Consider the following 16,743-nt stretch of genomic DNA (forward strand, 5'->3'; position numbering starts at 1 on the left):
CGCCAAGCGGCACGCCCACATTCTTCTTTGGGCATGGACAAATCCATATAGGTAAGTATTATTGACCTAATTTGGCCCAGACCGAAGACGGAGGAAATCATGCCAGACCACCACGATCCCGCCCGCCTCGCCGCGCTCGGCCGCGACTGGATCGCCGCCTGGAACTCGCACGACCTCGAGCGCGTGCTGTCGCTCTATGCCGAGGAGACCGAGATGACCTCGGACCGGATTCCGGCGCTCGGCTTCGGCGCCTCCGGCACCGTGCGCGGCAAGGAGCGCTTGCGCGCCTATTGGAGCACGGCGCTGGCCAAGCTGCCCGACCTGCATTTCGAGCTGATCGATTTGTTCGTCAGTCCCGACAGCATCGTAGTGTTTTACCAGAACGAGCGCGGCATGAAGATCTGCGAGTATCTGCGGCTCGATGCCGAGGGCAAGATCCGGCAGGGTTCGGCGAACCATCCGGTGCATTGAGCTGAGGCCGAACTTCGTCATTGCAAGGGCACCGAAGCAATCCATACGTCCACAAGCGGAGAGATGGATTGCTTCACCGCTTCGCTGCTCGCAATGACTAGTGAGATACATTCACGATCAGGACTGTGCCCATGAAGATCCCGACCCTGCCGTTCACCATCACGGACTGGAGCAAAATCGAGCCGACCGTGCATCCCGGCGAGACCGGACAAGCCCTGTGGCGCACGCTCAATATCGGCGACCTGCGGGTGCGCATGGTCGAGTATTCGCCTGATTATCTCGCCGATCATTGGTGCGATCGCGGCCACGTGCTGTTTATCGTCAAGGGCGAGAACGGCACGTCTCCTCTCTCCCGTCCCCCTGAGGAGATCGCGAAGCGATCGTCTCGACGAGCGACAGCCCCGCTGCATCCCCATCCTTCGAGACCCGACGCGCGCTGCTAACGCATAGTCCGTCGCGCGCCTATGAACGGTGAGAGTCCATCGCTCAGCGCCTGCGCGCGCCGGCTTTCCGCACGCGGGTGTCCGACCATGTCAGCGCGCGGCCAGTCCTCGACGGCAGCACCAGTTGGCCGACCGGTTGGCCTGCGCCGTCGAGCAGCATCGAATGTGCCTCGCCCCGCGCGTAAAGATGCGCCTCGCCCCATTGCCGGAGGCTGACCACGACCGGGAACAAATCCCGTCCCCTCTTCGTCAGCGCATATTCCTGATAGGCACTGCCGTCGGAGGCCGCGACCTGCTCCAGCACGCCGGTTTCAACCAGCTTGTGCAGCCGCGTCGTCAGCATGCCCTTGGCGATACCGAGGTTCTTCTGGAACTCGCCGAACCGGCGCAGGCCGTCGAAGGCGTCGCGCACGATCAGCAGCGACCACCAGTCGCCGATCGCATCCAGCGCGCGCGCCACCGGACATTCGGCCTTGGCAAAGCCGGTGCGCCTCATCCCGTCCTCCCCTCGTTCACGATTTAATGTGGTCCTGAAATAAGACTAGACAGCATCCGATGCAACTGGTCTCATTATAGGACCACATGGACGGAGGCGATAATGACAAACCGGGATGCGACGCAGGCTGGGGCGGCAAGCGCGGGCGGCACTTCGACCCGCGATCTGTCGCCGGCCACCGTGCTGCTGTTTGCGGTCGCCTGCGGCCTGAGCGTCGCCAACATCTACTTCGCCCAGCCGCTGCTCGACACCATGGCGCGGGATCTCGACATCACGCCGGCCGTGATCGGCATCGTGGTGACGCTGACCCAGATCGGCTACGCCTTCGGTCTTGTGCTGATCGTGCCGCTCGGCGATCTCGTGGATCGGCGCCGGCTGATCGTCGGACAGACCCTGCTGTCGGCACTCGCGCTCGTTATCGTCGGCACAGCGTCGAATGCGGTGGTGCTGCTCGCAGGCATGGTGCTGGTCGGGCTGTTGGCGGTCGTGATCCAGGTGCTGGTCGCGTTCGCCGCGACGCTCGCGACACCGGCCGCGCGCGGACGCACCATCGGCACGGTCACCAGCGGCGTGGTGTCGGGCATCCTGCTCGCCCGCTTCGCCGCAGGCGCACTCGCCGACATCGGCGGATGGCGGCTGGTCTACCTCACCTCGGCCGCGCTCACCCTCGTGTTGTCGGCGCTGCTGGCGCAGGCGCTGCCGCGGCATCAGCCGCAGCCGATGGCGGGCGTGTCCTATGCCAAGCTGCTGCGCTCGACGGCCGAATTATTCGTGCAGGAGCCGATCCTGCGCGAGCGCGCCACCTTCGCGCTGCTGATCTTCGCAAGCTTCAGCGTGTTCTGGAGCTCGGTGGTGCTGCCGCTCGCCGCTCCCCCGTTCTCGCTGTCGCATGCGACGATCGGGATGCTCGGGATCGCCGGCCTCGCCGGCGCGCTCGCGGCGCGCAATTCAGGCCGTCTCGCCGATCGCGGCTGGGCGCAGCGCACCACCGGCCTGTCGCTGTTCCTGATGCTCGCCGGCTGGGCTCCCATTGCCTGCCTGCACAGCTCGCTGTGGCTGGTGCTGGCCGGCGTCGTCATGATCGACTTCGCGGTGCAGGCGATCCATGTCACCAACCAGAGCCTGATCGTCGCGGTGCGGCCGGACGCGGCGAGCCGCCTGGTCGGCGGCTACATGGTGTTCTATTCGATCGGAAGCGGTGCCGGCGCGATCAGCTCGACGATGGCCTATGCGACGGCCGGCTGGATCGGCGTTTGCATGCTCGGCGCGGCGATCAGCGCCACAGCGCTGCTGTTCTGGATCGTGGTGGTGAGCAAGACGCCGGCGCGGGCGAGCTGCGTGCAGACGTATTAGCGGCGATCGTCATTCCGGGGCGCGCCAAGCGGGAACTATGGCGCGCACTTGCGCGCCTGAGAATCTCGAGGTTCCCCGGTGCGCGATTGCGTACCTGAGGTTCGATGCTGCACATCCCCCGAACGACGGAATTCAAATCACGCCTTCTTCAGCACCGACACGAAGAACCCGTCCGTGCCGGTCCGGCGCGGCGTCATCAGCCAGCCTTCGTCCGAGCGCAGTGCGGCTTGCGCAAAGCTCTCGGCCTTGTCCCACAGCACGGATGCGGTCTGCTCCGGCGGCTGTGCCGAGAATTCCGGATGGCGCGCGATGAAGGCTCGCACCTGCTCGCCGTTCTCCTCTGACAGCACCGAGCAGGTGATGTAGGCGATCCGTCCGCCCGGCTTCACCATCGGCGCGGCGCGCTCGAGCACCTCGGCCTGATCCTTCAGCCGCACCTCGAGCGCGCCGGGGCGCATCCGCCATTTGGCGTCGGGGTTACGGCGCCAGGTGCCGGTGCCCGTGCAGGGCGCGTCGATCAGGACGAGATCGGCGGAGGCCTTGATGTCGGACATCACGTCCGCCTCGCCGCGCGGCGTGCGCACCTCGCAATTGTGCACACCGGCGCGCGACAGCCGCTCATGGATCGGCGCGAGCTGGCGCTTGTCGTGATCGGTCGCGATCAACCGGCCCTTACCGCCCATCTGAGCCGCGAGCGCCAGCGTCTTGCCGCCGGCGCCGGCGCAGAGGTCGATCACCTGCTCGCCGGGCTTGGCGGCCGAGAACAGCGCGGCAAGCTGCGAGCCCTCGTCCTGCACCTCGATCGCGCCCTTGATGAAGTCCTCCTCGGAATGGATGCCGGGATTGCGGGCGTCGGCGCCGAGCTCGATGCGCAGGCCAAGCGGCGACCACGGCGTCTCCTTCGCGCCGAGATGTGCAAGTCGCGGCAGGATCTTCTCGCGCTTGCCCCTCAGCGTATTGACGCGCAGGTCGAGCGGCGCGCGGCTGGCCATTGCGGTCGCTTCCGCCGCGCGCTCATCTCCGAACACCTTGGCAAGGTACGGATCGAGCCATTCCGGATAATCGCCCGCAACCGGCGCCGGCGCACCACTGAGCGAGCGCGAGGTCAGCGCCGCTTCCTCGGTCGCGGTCAGCGGTTCCGGCGCGAAACGACTCCCGTCGAAGAACGCGGCGATCGTCGCCAGATCCATGCCGCGCTCGAGCTTGAGCATGCCGAGCACGCGCGCGCGGGCGCTGTCGTCATCCATCAGATAAGCCGCGGAGGATTGCCGGCGCAGCACGTCCCAGATCAGGCCGGAGATCGCGGCGCGATCGCCGGATCCGGCATAGCGGTGCGCGGTGCCCCATTCCTTCAGCGCCTTGGCGGCGGGAACACGCTGGGCGTCGATGGTGGCGATCAGGTCGATAGCGGCGGAGAGCCGGGCAGCAGGCGTCATTGGTCTCTTTCGGTTGGGCGCGTCAGATCGCAAGCAGGATCCGGAGCGCGAAATACAGCCACATCGCCAGCAGCACCAGCACACCGGCGAACCAGGCGAGCGAGCGCGGCCGCACGTCGTTGGAGGTGACGAAGATGCCGGCGTGAACAAAGCGCGTCACCACGAACACCCAGGACATCAGCACGATGAACAGATCGGCATGGCGCAGCGGCAGCGCCAGTGCGATCAGAACGTAGAACAGGACCGGGAGTTCGAATTGGTTGGCGAAGCAATTGCCGACCTGGGTGGCGCGGACCGGCCAATTCGGCTGGCGCAGCGCGATATCACCGGTCTTGGTTTCGCCGCTGGAAAGCGCCCGACCACGCATCGACGCCATTGCGAACAAAAGCGCGAAGGTCAATCCAATCTGGATGAAGACCGGCAGCAAAACCATTTGAATAGACATGAGAATCTCCGTCAGCCGCGGACGCTGCAGCTTCCTCTTAGCGGCCACGCCCGCCGCTGACAATGAAGGCGTCGCGGCAGTTGCTTGAACCATGATCCGAGCTGTCGTGACCAACCCACAGGGATGCGGTGGTTTCAGCCCTCTGGTCCCAGCGGGAGTTCGCGATGAACATCACTTCCCCGATCCTGGCCGGCCCAATCCGCTCGGCCGAGTTCCCGGGCGATTCCGTGGCCCCGTTGCTCACCTGGCCTGTCACCGGTTGGTTCGATGAGTCCCTGGACGGCGGACTAGGCGTGGTGATGTCGGGCCTCGCCGGTGTCGCGGCTGCGCTGCTGGTCGCAATCGTGCTCTCGTTCTATTTCCGAACCGGCTATCGTTCGACGCGCGACATCGTCAAGCACGGGCTCGCCACCGCGCTGCTGGTCGGGCTTGTGGCCTTCGCGATCTACGACCTGCGGCACACGGCACTCACCTATCTTGGGCTCACCGCCGCGACGACCACGACGGTCGTGCCACCGCACGCTGGCCTGATCGCGATCGCCGACAGGCGGTTCGCGTTGTAGGCCTCTCGCCAGCGTGCCACCGGCCAGTGCGCCATCCGACGCTGCCGCACGCGCCGCGCACGTCCCTGCGCAGCCGTGTCGGCCCCGATCGTCATCGTTCCGACTTCGCTGCGGGCTATGATCGGACCGAAAGGAACGATGCATGGCCCAGTTTCGTCTGACGCAAATCTCCGACACCCACCTCGCCCGCCGCTTCAAGCTCCTCACGGATAACTTCCACCGCGTGAGCGAGCACATTGACGTGACGCGGCCCGATCTCGTTCTCAACAGCGGTGACGTGTCGTTCGACGGCCCGACCAGCCGCGACGACCTGGCCTTCGCCAGGGAGATGCATGACGCGCTGCCGGTCGATTGCCGCTATCTGCCCGGCAATCACGATATCGGTGACAACCCGACCGCGGTCGGCCCGACGCCGACGCAATTGCCCACCGAAGAGAGCCGCGTGGCATTCCGGACCGTGCTCGGCGACGACCGCTGGCGGTTCGAGGCCGCCGGCTGGTGCTTCATCGGCCTGAACTCGCTGATCATGAACACCGGCCTCGACAGCGAGGCCGAGCAGTTCGACTGGCTCGCCACGCAGCTCGACAAGACCGCCGGCAAGCCGGTCGCGCTGTTCCTGCACAAGCCGCTCTATCTCGACACGCCGGACGATCTGGAACGCGAGGCGACCGCGATCCGCTTTGTGCCGCAGCCTGCGCGCAGCCGCCTGGTCGAAATGCTCGGCAAGGTCGATTTGCGGCTGGTCGGCAGCGGCCACGTCCACCAGCGCCGCGATTACACCTTCGGGCGTATCAGACAGATCTGGGCGCCCTCGGTCGGCTTCATCATTTCCGACGAGAAGCAGGAGCGGATCGGCATCAAGGAAACCGGGATCGTCGAATACCGCTTCCAGCCTGATAGCTTCGAAGTGCGACACGTGAGGGCCAAGGGCCAGCTCGATGTCGACCTCGACATGCTGTTCGCCAAGCAACCGGCGAACTGAAGGGCCCCAGCCCTGCGGCGCGCCTTCAGATCCCGTTGAGCGACCGGTCGTGGTGCCACTGGATGCGTGGTGCCGGTCAAGCAAATGGGGGCCAAAAGCCCCCAAAGCCTGTCGTTATGGCGATCTTGAACCGTTTCTGCGCGGAACGGGAGCCGGCGGCCGCCGCGCTCACGCCCTGTCCGGCCCAACCCGAACGAGTTGCTTGCCGAAATTGGCGCCCTTGAGCAGGCCCATGAAGGCCTCCGGCGCGCTGTCGAGCCCCTCGGTCACGAACTCCTTGTACTTGACCTTGCCCTCGCGCACCCACTGCGACATGTCGCGGATGAAGTCGCCGTGCATGGCGGCGAAGTCGCTGACGATGAAGCCTCGGAAGGTCAGCCGCTTGGTCAGGATATTGCGCATCATCGCGCCGGCCCATTTCGGTGCATGAGCTTCTGTATCGTTGTAGTGCGCGATCAGGCCGCAGACCGGGATACGCGCAAATGCATTGAGCAGTGGAAACACCGCATCGAACACCGCGCCGCCGACATTCTCGAAATAAACGTCGATGCCTTTCGGACAGGCTTCCTTGAGCTTCGCGGCAAGGTTGGGATCGCGATGGTCGAGGCAGTCGTCGAAGCCCAGCTCGTCCTTGACGTAGGCGCACTTGTCCTTGCCGCCGGCGATGCCGATCGCACGCGCGCCCTTGATCTTCGCGATCTGGCCGACGGCCGAGCCGACCGCGCCGGATGCAGCCGCGACCACCACGGTCTCGCCCGCCTGCGGCTTGCCGATCTCGAGCAACCCCGTATAGGCGGTCATGCCGGGCATGCCGAGCACGCCGACTGCGGTCGAGATCGGCGCGATCTTCGGATCGATCTTGGCGAGCCCCTTGCCGTCGGACAGCGCATGCGTCTGCCAGCCCGCGCGCGACAGCACGATGTCGCCCTTGGCAAAGCCCGGGTTGTTCGACGCCATCACCTCGCTGACGGTGCCGCCCTCCATCACGCCGCCGACCGGCACCGGCGCGGCATAGGACGGACCGTCAGCCATGCGACCACGCATGTAGGGATCGAGCGACAGCCAGATGGTGCGGAGCAGAACCTGTCCGTCACCGGGCGCAGGTGGCGTGAAGTCTTCGGTCCGGAAATTGGCGGCCGTGGGCTCGCCGTGGGGACGCGAGGCGAGAATGACGCGCTTGCCTTGGGACATGGGGATTTCCTCCGCTCGTGGTTTCGTGGCGCACACGTAGGCATGCAATCCGCCTCCCCGCAAGGGAGACGGATGTGCTGTTCCACGTAGCGCGTTGTTTGAAATGTTGTTTGAAATGACGGCCGTCAGTTCGGAGGCGGTTTGTCGCGCCGTCACTCCGGGGCGCATCGTCAGACGCGAACCCGTAAATCTCGAGATTCCGGGTCTGGTGCTAACGCACCATCCCGGAATGACAAACGATGGTGCTAACCGCCGCCCGGATAGTTCGGGGCTTCGCGGGTGATCGTCACGTCGTGGACATGGCTTTCACGCAGGCCCGCACCGGTGATGCGGACGAACTCGGCCTTGTCGTGGAAATCCCCGATATTGCGCGCGCCGACATAGCCCATCGCGGCGCGGAGGCCGCCGGCGAGCTGGTGCATGACGTTGCCGACCGGTCCCTTGTAGGGCACCTGGCCCTCGATGCCCTCGGGCACGAGCTTCAGCGTGTCCTTGATGTCTTGCTGGAAGTAGCGGTCCGCCGAGCCGCGCGCCATCGCGCCGACCGAGCCCATGCCACGATAGGCCTTGTATGAGCGGCCCTGCCACAGGAAGACTTCACCCGGCGTCTCGTCGGTGCCGGCGAGCAGCGAGCCGACCATCACGATGTCGGCGCCGGCGGCCAGCGCCTTGGCGAGGTCGCCGGAATATTTGATGCCGCCATCGGCGATGACAGGGATGTCGGACTTCTTCGCCGCGGCCACCGCATCCATGATCGCGGTGAGCTGCGGCACGCCGACGCCGGCGACGATGCGCGTGGTGCAGATCGAGCCCGGGCCGATGCCGACCTTGATGCAATCGGCGCCGGCATCGATCAGCGCCTGCGCGCCGTCCTCGGTCGCGACGTTGCCGGCGACGACCTGCACCGCGTTGGACAGCCGCTTGATGCGATTGACGGCGTTCAGCACATGGCGGGAATGGCCGTGCGCGGTGTCGACCACGACGACGTCGACGCCGGCATCGATCAGCCGCTCGGTGCGCTCATAGCCGGTCTCGCCGACCGTGGTGGCCGCAGCGACGCGAAGCCGGCCGTGCTCGTCCTTGCAGGCGAGCGGATGCGCCACGGCCTTCTCGATATCTTTCACCGTGATCAGGCCGACGCAGCGATACTGGTCGTCGACCACCAACAGCTTCTCGATGCGATGCTTGTGCAGCATCCGCTTCGCCTCGTCCTGGCTGACGCTCTCGCGCACCGTCACGAGGTTCTCGTGCGTCATCAGCTCCGAGACCTTCTGCCGCGGATCGCTGGCAAAGCGCACGTCGCGGTTGGTCAGGATGCCGACCAGCTTGCCCGGCGTGTTCTTGGCCCCGCCGGTGACGACCGGAATGCCGGAAATGCCGTGGTCCTTCATCAGCGTCAGGGCATCGGACAGTGTCGCGTCCGGGCCGATGGTGAGCGGATTGACCACCATGCCGGATTCGAACTTCTTCACCTGCCGCACCTGCGCGGCCTGGCCTTCGGGATCGAAGTTGCGGTGGATGACGCCGAGGCCGCCCGCCTGCGCCATCGCGATCGCCATGCGCGCCTCGGTCACGGTGTCCATCGCGGAGGCGATAATCGGAATGTTGAGCGGGATTGCGCGGGTGACGCGCGAGCGAATGTCGACTTCCGAGGGAAGAACGTCCGACAGACCGGGCTTCAGAAGCACATCGTCGAACGTGAAGGCTTCACGGATAGTCCGAAGTCCCGTGGCCATTGCCAACTCCTTTCAGCGGTATCAGCCGCAACGATCTTACGGATGAACGCCGCCTGCGGCGACGCTGGCTGCGTCACCGTCGAATCGGTGCCCATCGGTGGGGTTGACGCTGGTCGATAGCATGGCGGCATGACGAATCAAAGTGTTTGCCAGCCATGCACAGGCTTTTTACGGGTTACGGGGCCCGATAGCCCGGCGGCGGCCCGTGGCGGCGGATCGCCTCGACCACCTCCCGGTGGCGTCGCTCCTCCCGTTTCATATGGACCGCGATCACGGCATGGGCCGAGGGCACCACCAGCAACACGTGGAAAATCAGCCCGAAAATCGCGCAAAACACGATCAGAACCATGTTGAACAGCGCCGAGAACGGCTGCCCGTTGAGGAGCAGCCCGAGCGGCGGCAACAGGGCGGCGAGGACGTAGATCACGGCATACACCTCAAACGCTGGCGGACGCATACCAGAGTCACGCTGGATTTAGGTGGTTTGGCCGGTTCCGCAATGGCATGGCTGGCAGCAGGGTGATACAGCCCCCTCGCCCGCCTTTCAGCCCCCAACCGTCCGCTTCAATGAACAAAGAACGCCTGATCCCGCTCATCGTGGCCACCGCTCTGTTCATGGAGAACATGGATTCCACCGTCATCGCGACCTCGCTGCCGGCGATCGCCGCCGATATCGGCACCAGTCCGCTGACGCTGAAACTGGCGATCACCTCCTATCTGCTCTCGCTTGCGGTGTTCATCCCGGCCAGCGGCTGGACCGCGGATCGCTTCGGACCGCGCATCGTGTTCGCCGGCGCGGTCGGCGTCTTCATGCTGGGCTCGATCGGTTGTGCGCTGTCGTCCTCGGTGACCAATTTCGTGTTCGCCCGCATTCTGCAGGGCCTCGGCGGAGCGATGATGACGCCGGTCGGGCGTCTCGTACTGCTGCGCTCGGTCGACAAGAGCGCGCTGGTCAATGCGATGGCCTGGGTGACCGTCCCCGCCCTGATCGGCCCCGTGATCGGGCCGCCGCTCGGCGGCTTCATCACCACCTATTTCTCCTGGCACTGGATCTTCCTGATCAACATCCCGATCGGGCTGCTCGGCATCTTCATGGCGCTGAAATACATCGACCCGATCAAGAGCGTCGATCCGGAGCGCTTCGACCTCTACGGCCTGGTGCTCGCCGGCATCGGCCTTGCCGGCATCGCCTTCGGCCTGTCCGTCGCCGGGCTCAACCTGCTGCCGTGGACGATCGTCGCGGCGCTGGTCGGCATCGGCGTCGTCTCGATGACGCTCTATGTCCTCCACGCGAGGCGCACCGGTTCGCCGGTGCTGGATTTCTCGCTGCTGCGGTTGTCGACGATGCGCGCGGCCATCATCGGTGGCTTCATGTTCCGCGTCGGCATCGGCGCGCTGCCGTTCCTGCTGCCGCTGCTGATGCAGGTCGGCTTCGGCCTGACGCCGTTCCAGTCGGGCCTCGTGACCTTCGCGTCCGCGGTCGGCGCCATGGGCATGAAGACGCTCGCCGCGAGCATCATCCGCACCTTCGGCTTCCGCAATATGATGACCGTCAACGCGGTGGTCAGCTCGGCCTTCCTTGCCGCTTGCGCCCTGTTCACGATCTCGACGCCGCTGCTGCTGATCTTCATCATCCTGGTGGTCGGCGGCTTCTTCCGCTCGCTGCAATTCACCGCGATCAACACCGTGGCCTATGCCGAGGTCGAGGCTCCACAGATGAGCCGCGCCACCACCCTCGTCAGCGTCAATCAGCAGCTCGCAGTGTCCGCGGGCGTCGCCATCGGCGCTTTCTCGGTCGAAACCGTGCTCGCGCTGCATCACCAGACCGAGCTCACCGCCGATGCGTTCGCGCCAGCCTTCGTGGTGGTTTCGCTGATCTCGGCAGCGTCAGCCTGGTTCTTCTGGCAGATGCCGACCGACGCCGGCCACGAAATCTCCGGTCGCAAGGCGATCGAGATTTCCAGCCGCAAGGGCGCCGAACGCGGCGCGGCGGCCGCCGCCGTCAAACACGCAACCGAAGATACCCAGAACGCGCGGGATCAGCGGCTGGGCTAATCAATCGAAGCGGTTATTCGCGAGGCACGGACATTCAGTGCAGACGTGTCGTCCAGTTGCGTCCGGGCCTCAAGGGCGGCCGGTCATGCCGGTCGTCCGTCTGATCCGGACATTCAACAAGTTCATATTGGGGAACGTGGGTGCTCTCCAGCCACGATTCCAGCGCTGCTCCGCAGACCATGCAGATCGCGTCACCCGTATGCGGCACCAAGAACTTTTCTTCAGTGCGTCTGTACTCAGCGCCGCAATTGCATTGAACAATTGTCGACATCACCGAATTATGCGCCTGGCGTCGTTGATTTTCCAGTGCTCAAACAATCGGCCACGGGGGTCGCTGTCAAAGCAAGATGGGATTAGGCTGCCCCGTCGCGACTCGATTCAACCCGAACTCATCCCGCTTTAACCCCGGTTGGACTGCCCGCGAAAACCCGTCGCCAGCACGTAGCGCTCGGAGGAATCCTGCCGGCTCGCCGCCGGCTTGACGTGGCGGACGGTGGCGAAATCGCGCTTGAGCTGTGCCAGCAACTCCGCATCCGCGCCGCTCTGAAACACCTTCGCCAGGAAGGCCCCGCCCGGATTGAGCACCTCGCAGGCGAAATGCGCCGCGGTTTCGACCAGGCCGATGATGCGGAGCTGATCGGTCTTGCGATGGCCGGTGGTGTTGGCGGCCATGTCGGACATCACGATGTCGGCGCGGCCGCCCATCATCGCGATCAGTTTTTCCGGCGCATCAGCATCGAGGAAGTCGAGCTGAGCGAAGATGACGCCGGGGATCTCGCCCATCTCCAACAGATCGATCGCGACCACCTTGCCCTTGCCATCGGCAGAGCCGGTGCGCTTGGCCGCGATCTGGCTCCAGCCGCCGGGCGCGGCGCCGAGGTCGACCACCGTCATGCCCGGCTTGAGCAGGCGATATTTGTCATCGATCTCCAGAAGCTTGAAGGCCGCGCGCGAACGGTAGCCCATCGCCTTGGCCTTGGCGACGTAGGGATCGTTGAGCTGGCGCTCCAGCCAGAGTTTCGACGACAGCTTGCGCTTGCCGCCGCTCTTGACCGTGACGTGCAGCCGCCCGGTGGTATCTTTCGCCATTGTGCTTCTTGCGTCTCGGTGTGTGGTTCTCCCTCGCCCCGCTCTTGCGGGGAGAGGGTTGGGGTGAGGGGTTGCTTCCGCTCGCGAGATGCGTGGAAACGGCCCCTCACCCGGATTGCACCGGACGATGCTTCGCATCGCCGAGAGCAATCCGACCTCTCCCCGCAAGAGCGGGGCGAGGTGATTCAGCGTCTAGCACGCCCGCAGCGCGCCGTCCTCGCGCATCATCTCCACCAACATGCCCTCGCGCAGGCCGCGGTCGGCGACCCGCAGCCGCGGCAGCGGGAACGCGTTGCGGATCGCGTCGAGGATGGCGCAGCCCGCGAGCACGAGGTCGGCGCGTTCGATGCTGATGCAGTTGTTGCTGACGCGGTCCTCGTAGCTCATGCCAAGCAGCTTCTGGATCGTCGCTGACACGTCGGCATCGTTCATCCAGATGCCGTCGATGCGGCGGCGATCATAACGCGGCAAATTGAGGAACACGCCGGCGAGCGTCGTCACGGTGCCTGAGGTGCCGAGCATGTGCATGTCGCGCAGGTCCCTGCCGTGCTCGGCCGCGAACGGCGCGACATGTTGGGCGACCTCGTCCACCATGCGCGCATACAACTCCTTCGTGACGTTCCTGCCGCCGAAATGTTCGGCCAGCGTGACGACGCCGAGCGGGATCGACATCCACGCCTTGATGCGCGGCGGCGCGTCAGGCGCATGCGGATCGCGCTCGATCCGCACCAGTTCAGTCGAGCCGCCGCCGATGTCGAACAGGATGGCGCCCCGCCCTTTGGGATCGAGCAGCGGGGAACAGCCGATCACCGCCAGCGTCGCCTCGGTCTCGCGGTCGATCACCTCGAGCTTGATGCCCGTCTCGGCGGCGACGCGGGCGCGAAAGCTCTCGGCATTGCCAGCGGCACGACAGGCTTCGGTCGCGATCAGCCGCAACCGCCGGGCCTTGCGATGGCGGATCTTGTCGCTGCAAATGCTCAGCGCCGCGATGGCGCGCTCGATTGCGGCCTCGCTGATGGAACCGGTCGCGGCGATCCCCTCGCCGAGCCGGATGATCCGCGAAAAGGAATCGACCACGCGGAACCCGTCGCCCGACGGACAGGCGATCAAGAGCCGGCAATTGTTGGTGCCAAGGTCGAGCGCGGCGTAGACGCCGGCGTCCGCGCCTACCGCGGCTAACCCTGACAGGGCTTCGCGGGCCGGAAGACCGTCGCAAAGCCGCACATCGCTAGTCATCAAAACTGTCTTTCCGTCGGACCCGCGGTCAGCGGTCCACCGAAGAATTGTCCATTCACGGAAACTTTAGCAGCGCCAAGGGCCTGTGCAACATCCGTTCACATTGGGACCATGCCCAATCGGGCGTTGTCGTTAAGGGGGCTGTGCGTTATCTGGTCGGCGCCCGCCAAAACGGCGCAAATCCGGGCATTTCAGGTCATTTCCGATGCAAGATCACACGCCTCCCGCCTCTCTCGAGAACGCTATCGCACTGCAGAAATATGGTGTCGGCCAGCCTGTGCGCCGCAAGGAGGACGACACCCTGGTGCGCGGCAAGGGCAGATACACCGACGATTTCTCGCTCCCCAACCAAGCCTATTGCTGGATGGTCCGCTCCTCCCATGCTCACGGCGTCATCAAGGGCATCGACACTGCGGCCGCCAAGGCGATGCCCGGTGTCCTCGGGGTCTGGACCGGCGCCGATCTTGCCGCTGCCGGCTACAATCCCTTCACCTGCGGGCTACCGCTGAAGAACCGTGACGGCTCGCCGCTGCTGCAGACCAACCGCCCGGCGCTGCCGACCGACAAGGTCCGCTTCGTCGGCGACCCCGTGGCCTTCGTGGTCGCGGAAACCGCGGCTCAGGCGCGCGACGCCGCCGAAGCCGTCGTAACGGAGATCGAGCCGCTGCCGGCCGTCACCGACGCGGCCGAGGCCGTCAAGCCGGGCGCACCGCAGCTCTATGACCACATCCCGAACAACGTCGCGCTCGATTACCACTATGGCGACAGCGCCAAGATCGAGGCGGCCTTCGCCGGCGCCGCGCATGTAACCAAGCTCGATATCGTCAACACCCGCGTCGCCGTGGTCCCGATGGAGCCACGGGTGGCGCTGGCCGATTATGATAAGAAGACCCAGCGCTTCACGCTGCAGGTGCCGACCCAGGGCGTCTCCGGCAACAAGGCGATCCTCGCGCGCCTGCTCAACGTGCCGCCGGAGAAGGCTCGCATCCTCACCGCCAATGTCGGCGGCTCCTTCGGCATGAAGAACCTCAACTATCCCGAATACACCTGCATCGCGCATGCCGCGCGGGAGCTGGGCCGCCCGGTGAAGTGGCTGGACGAGCGCTCGACGAGCTTCCTGTCCGACAGCCAGGGCCGCGCGCAAAAGATCCATGCCGAGCTTGCGCTCGATGCGGACGGCAAGTTCCTCGCGGTGCGCCTGTCCGGCTACGGCAATCTCGGCGCCTACATCACCGGTGTCGCGCCGGGGCCGCTGTCGCTCAACACCGGCAAGAACCTCGCCAGCGTCTACCGCACGCCGCTGCTCGGCGTCGACATCAAGACGGTCGTGACCAACACCACGCTGATGGGCGCCTACCGCGGCGCCGGCCGGCCCGAGGCCAACTACTACATGGAGCGGCTGATCGATGCCGCCGCCGACGAGATGGGCATCAACCGTCTCGCCTTGCGCAAGCGCAACTTCATCAAACCGTCACAACTGCCCTTCCCGGCCGCTTCCGGCGTCACCTATGACAGCGGCGATTTCGCCGGCGTGTTCCAGAAGGCACTGGAGATCTCCGACTACGAGAACTTTGCCAAGCGCAAGAAGGAGAGCAAGAAGACCGGCAAGCTGCGTGGCATCGCTGTCGGATCCTATCTCGAGGTTACCGCGCCGCCGAGTGGCGAGCTCGGCAAGATCACCTTCGAGCCGGACGGATCGGTGAAGCTCACCACCGGCACGCTCGATTACGGCCAGGGCCACGCCACACCGTTCGCGCAGGTGCTGTCCGACCAGCTCGGCATCCCCTTCGAGAAGATCACGCTCGATCAGAATGACAGCGACCGCGTCCGCTTCGGCAACGGCACCGGCGGCTCGCGCTCGATCACCGCGACCGGACAGGCGATCGTCGAGGCCTCCGCACTGGTCGTCGAGAAGGGCAAGAAGGCCGCCGCCCATGTCCTCGAAGCGTCCGAGGCCGACATCGAGTTCGGCCATGGCCGCTTCACCATCGCCGGCACCGACCGTTCGATCGGGATCATGGAGCTTGCCGAGCGCATGCGCGATAGCAAGATGCCGGAGGGCACCCCCGAGACGCTTGACGTCGATCACGCCACCAAGGAGACGGCATCGACGTTCCCGAACGGCTGTCACGTCGCCGAGGTCGAAATCGATCCGGACACCGGCGTGACGCAGATCGTCCGCTACTTCGCGGTCAACGATTTCGGCACCGTGGTCAATCCGATGATCGTCGCCGGTCAGTTGCACGGCGGCGTCGCGCAGGGCATCGGCCAGGCGATGATGGAGGAAGTGAACTACGATGGTTCGGGCCAGCCGATCACCGGCTCGTTCATGGACTACGCCTTGCCGCGCGCCGGCGACGTCCCGCCGATGCAGATCGACAATCACCCCTCGCCTGCGAAGTCGAACCCGCTCGGCACCAAGGGTTGCGGCGAAGCCGGCTGCGCCGGCAGCCTCGTCTGCGTCGTCAACGCCGTGGTGGACGCGCTGTCGGACTACGGCATCAAGCACATCAACATGCCGCTGACGCCGGAACGGGTCTGGCGTGCGATCCAGGACGCCAAGGCAACGGCAGCGTAAAGGTCTCCGCCGCCCCCACAAGCAAGATGTCGTCACCCGCGCATGCGGGTGATCCAGGATTCCAGAGACGTTAGCGATGGAGCCGAAGCGCCGCAGCGTACTGGATCCCCCGCATGCACGGGGGATGACGGCTGTGAATGCGGATGGATTGCCGGGTCAAGCCGGTCAAGCCTGGCAACGACAGTTTGGAAGTTGCCGCTGCCACAACCGCTGTTGTCGTCACCCGCGCATGCGGGATCATGCCTTATCGACCGCGCCGCCGCTGTCCACCCACCCCTTGAAGCCGCCGAGATTGCGCACGTCCTTGTAGCCCATGTCCTGCAAGGTCTTACCCGCAAGCGCGGAGCGCCCGCCGGAGGCGCAGTAGACGATCACGGTTTTCTCGCGGTCGAACGCATTGTCATAATAGGGACTGGCAGGATCGGCCTTGAATTCAATCATTCCGCGCGCGACGTGTTTGGCCCCCTGAACCTTGCCTGAGGCCTGCAACTCAAGTCCGTCGCGCACGTCCACCACGAGGGCCTTGCCGCTTTCGATCAGGACTTTTGCGTCCTGCGGGCTGATCGCAGGCACCGAATTGTTCGCGGCCGCGAGCATGTCCTTGACTGAACTCGACATCGCATTCTCCTTTGTTTTGCCGTCAGGGAGAGGATCGTAACGCACTTTATG

General features: G+C 65.3%; 16 protein-coding genes. 7 read left to right on the forward strand and 9 right to left on the reverse strand.

Annotated features, from left to right (window positions below; all coding sequences use genetic code 11):
- Positions 1–99 precede the first annotated feature (99 nt).
- Both P6U30_RS21345 and P6U30_RS21350 read left to right on the forward strand, forming a co-directional pair.
- Entirely contained in the window at positions 100–471 is a 372-nt protein-coding gene (locus P6U30_RS21345) for a nuclear transport factor 2 family protein (RefSeq protein WP_407164890.1), read from the forward strand.
- Positions 472–602: 131 nt separating this feature from the next.
- A complete protein-coding gene (locus P6U30_RS21350) occupies positions 603–914 on the forward strand; it encodes a DHCW motif cupin fold protein (RefSeq protein ID WP_407164891.1) in 312 nt (103 codons plus the stop codon).
- A gap of 43 nt (positions 915–957) precedes the next feature.
- Here P6U30_RS21350 and P6U30_RS21355 read toward each other — a convergent pair whose 3' ends face one another.
- Complete coding sequence (locus P6U30_RS21355) at positions 958–1,410, reverse strand: winged helix-turn-helix transcriptional regulator (RefSeq protein WP_407164892.1); 453 nt, start codon at positions 1,408–1,410, stop codon at positions 958–960.
- A gap of 102 nt (positions 1,411–1,512) precedes the next feature.
- Between P6U30_RS21355 and P6U30_RS21360 the strand changes: the two genes are divergently transcribed.
- On the forward strand, positions 1,513–2,763 hold the full coding sequence (locus tag P6U30_RS21360) for an MFS transporter (protein ID WP_407164893.1): 1,251 nt from the start codon (positions 1,513–1,515) through the stop codon (positions 2,761–2,763).
- Positions 2,764–2,900: 137 nt separating this feature from the next.
- On the opposite strand, the gene P6U30_RS21365 is transcribed toward P6U30_RS21360, so the two are convergent.
- Both P6U30_RS21365 and P6U30_RS21370 read right to left on the reverse strand, forming a co-directional pair.
- On the reverse strand, positions 2,901–4,199 hold the full coding sequence (locus P6U30_RS21365) for an RsmB/NOP family class I SAM-dependent RNA methyltransferase (RefSeq protein WP_407164894.1): 1,299 nt from the start codon (positions 4,197–4,199) through the stop codon (positions 2,901–2,903).
- A gap of 22 nt (positions 4,200–4,221) precedes the next feature.
- Complete coding sequence (locus P6U30_RS21370) at positions 4,222–4,644, reverse strand: MAPEG family protein (RefSeq protein WP_407164895.1); 423 nt, start codon at positions 4,642–4,644, stop codon at positions 4,222–4,224.
- A 164-nt stretch (positions 4,645–4,808) separates the two neighbouring features.
- On the opposite strand from P6U30_RS21370, the gene P6U30_RS21375 reads away from it, so the two are divergent.
- Positions 4,809–5,207, forward strand: a complete 399-nt coding sequence (locus tag P6U30_RS21375; protein WP_407164896.1) for a hypothetical protein — start codon at positions 4,809–4,811, stop codon at positions 5,205–5,207.
- 142 nt (positions 5,208–5,349) lie between these two features.
- Complete coding sequence (locus P6U30_RS21380) at positions 5,350–6,189, forward strand: metallophosphoesterase family protein (protein ID WP_407164897.1); 840 nt, start codon at positions 5,350–5,352, stop codon at positions 6,187–6,189.
- A 168-nt stretch (positions 6,190–6,357) separates the two neighbouring features.
- Here P6U30_RS21380 and P6U30_RS21385 read toward each other — a convergent pair whose 3' ends face one another.
- The 3 genes from P6U30_RS21385 to P6U30_RS21395 all read right to left on the reverse strand — a co-directional run bounded on the left by P6U30_RS21385 (position 6,358) and on the right by P6U30_RS21395 (position 9,543).
- Positions 6,358–7,380 carry an NADP-dependent oxidoreductase gene (locus tag P6U30_RS21385; RefSeq protein ID WP_407164898.1) on the reverse strand — a complete coding sequence of 341 codons (1,023 nt, stop codon included), beginning with the start codon at positions 7,378–7,380 and terminating at the stop codon, positions 6,358–6,360.
- A gap of 245 nt (positions 7,381–7,625) precedes the next feature.
- Positions 7,626–9,116 carry an IMP dehydrogenase gene (gene guaB, locus P6U30_RS21390; RefSeq protein ID WP_407164899.1) on the reverse strand — a complete coding sequence of 497 codons (1,491 nt, stop codon included), beginning with the start codon at positions 9,114–9,116 and terminating at the stop codon, positions 7,626–7,628.
- A 175-nt stretch (positions 9,117–9,291) separates the two neighbouring features.
- Positions 9,292–9,543: a hypothetical protein gene (locus tag P6U30_RS21395; protein WP_407164900.1), complete on the reverse strand. Its 252-nt coding sequence runs from the start codon at positions 9,541–9,543 to the stop codon at positions 9,292–9,294.
- Between the two features lie 140 nt (positions 9,544–9,683).
- On the opposite strand from P6U30_RS21395, the gene P6U30_RS21400 reads away from it, so the two are divergent.
- Positions 9,684–11,171 carry an MFS transporter gene (locus P6U30_RS21400; protein WP_407164901.1) on the forward strand — a complete coding sequence of 496 codons (1,488 nt, stop codon included), beginning with the start codon at positions 9,684–9,686 and terminating at the stop codon, positions 11,169–11,171.
- Positions 11,172–11,570: 399 nt separating this feature from the next.
- Here P6U30_RS21400 and P6U30_RS21405 read toward each other — a convergent pair whose 3' ends face one another.
- Positions 11,571–12,260 carry an RlmE family RNA methyltransferase gene (locus tag P6U30_RS21405; RefSeq protein WP_407164902.1) on the reverse strand — a complete coding sequence of 230 codons (690 nt, stop codon included), beginning with the start codon at positions 12,258–12,260 and terminating at the stop codon, positions 11,571–11,573.
- A gap of 192 nt (positions 12,261–12,452) precedes the next feature.
- Positions 12,453–13,496: a Ppx/GppA phosphatase family protein gene (locus P6U30_RS21410; RefSeq protein ID WP_407164903.1), complete on the reverse strand. Its 1,044-nt coding sequence runs from the start codon at positions 13,494–13,496 to the stop codon at positions 12,453–12,455.
- 205 nt (positions 13,497–13,701) lie between these two features.
- Between P6U30_RS21410 and P6U30_RS21415 the strand changes: the two genes are divergently transcribed.
- Positions 13,702–16,074 carry a xanthine dehydrogenase family protein molybdopterin-binding subunit gene (locus P6U30_RS21415; RefSeq protein WP_407164904.1) on the forward strand — a complete coding sequence of 791 codons (2,373 nt, stop codon included), beginning with the start codon at positions 13,702–13,704 and terminating at the stop codon, positions 16,072–16,074.
- A gap of 237 nt (positions 16,075–16,311) precedes the next feature.
- Here P6U30_RS21415 and P6U30_RS21420 read toward each other — a convergent pair whose 3' ends face one another.
- The gene (locus P6U30_RS21420; RefSeq protein WP_407170504.1) at positions 16,312–16,692 is read right to left on the reverse strand and encodes a rhodanese-like domain-containing protein; all 381 of its coding nucleotides are present in this window, start codon (positions 16,690–16,692) and stop codon (positions 16,312–16,314) included.
- Positions 16,693–16,743 lie beyond the last annotated feature (51 nt).

This window comes from Bradyrhizobium sp. ORS 111 (assembly GCF_045571485.1).
In the GTDB taxonomy this organism is placed as follows: domain Bacteria; phylum Pseudomonadota; class Alphaproteobacteria; order Rhizobiales; family Xanthobacteraceae; genus Bradyrhizobium.

Bases quoted from the DNA above. Each gene is read 5' to 3' on its own strand.
- P6U30_RS21410 (WP_407164903.1), bottom strand. From the start codon at position 13,496: ATGACTAGCGATGTGCGGCTTTGCGACGGTCTTCCGGCCCGCGAAGCC.
- P6U30_RS21350 (WP_407164891.1), top strand. From the start codon at position 603: ATGAAGATCCCGACCCTGCCGTTCACCATCACGGACTGGAGCAAAATC.
- P6U30_RS21345 (WP_407164890.1), top strand. From the start codon at position 100: ATGCCAGACCACCACGATCCCGCCCGCCTCGCCGCGCTCGGCCGCGAC.
- P6U30_RS21380 (WP_407164897.1), top strand. From the start codon at position 5,350: ATGGCCCAGTTTCGTCTGACGCAAATCTCCGACACCCACCTCGCCCGC.
- P6U30_RS21365 (WP_407164894.1), bottom strand. From the start codon at position 4,199: ATGACGCCTGCTGCCCGGCTCTCCGCCGCTATCGACCTGATCGCCACC.
- P6U30_RS21420 (WP_407170504.1), bottom strand. From the start codon at position 16,692: ATGTCGAGTTCAGTCAAGGACATGCTCGCGGCCGCGAACAATTCGGTG.
- P6U30_RS21370 (WP_407164895.1), bottom strand. From the start codon at position 4,644: ATGTCTATTCAAATGGTTTTGCTGCCGGTCTTCATCCAGATTGGATTG.
- P6U30_RS21355 (WP_407164892.1), bottom strand. From the start codon at position 1,410: ATGAGGCGCACCGGCTTTGCCAAGGCCGAATGTCCGGTGGCGCGCGCG.
- P6U30_RS21385 (WP_407164898.1), bottom strand. From the start codon at position 7,380: ATGTCCCAAGGCAAGCGCGTCATTCTCGCCTCGCGTCCCCACGGCGAG.
- P6U30_RS21415 (WP_407164904.1), top strand. From the start codon at position 13,702: ATGCAAGATCACACGCCTCCCGCCTCTCTCGAGAACGCTATCGCACTG.
- P6U30_RS21375 (WP_407164896.1), top strand. From the start codon at position 4,809: ATGAACATCACTTCCCCGATCCTGGCCGGCCCAATCCGCTCGGCCGAG.
- P6U30_RS21405 (WP_407164902.1), bottom strand. From the start codon at position 12,260: ATGGCGAAAGATACCACCGGGCGGCTGCACGTCACGGTCAAGAGCGGC.
- P6U30_RS21400 (WP_407164901.1), top strand. From the start codon at position 9,684: ATGAACAAAGAACGCCTGATCCCGCTCATCGTGGCCACCGCTCTGTTC.
- guaB (WP_407164899.1), bottom strand. From the start codon at position 9,116: ATGGCCACGGGACTTCGGACTATCCGTGAAGCCTTCACGTTCGACGAT.
- P6U30_RS21360 (WP_407164893.1), top strand. From the start codon at position 1,513: ATGACAAACCGGGATGCGACGCAGGCTGGGGCGGCAAGCGCGGGCGGC.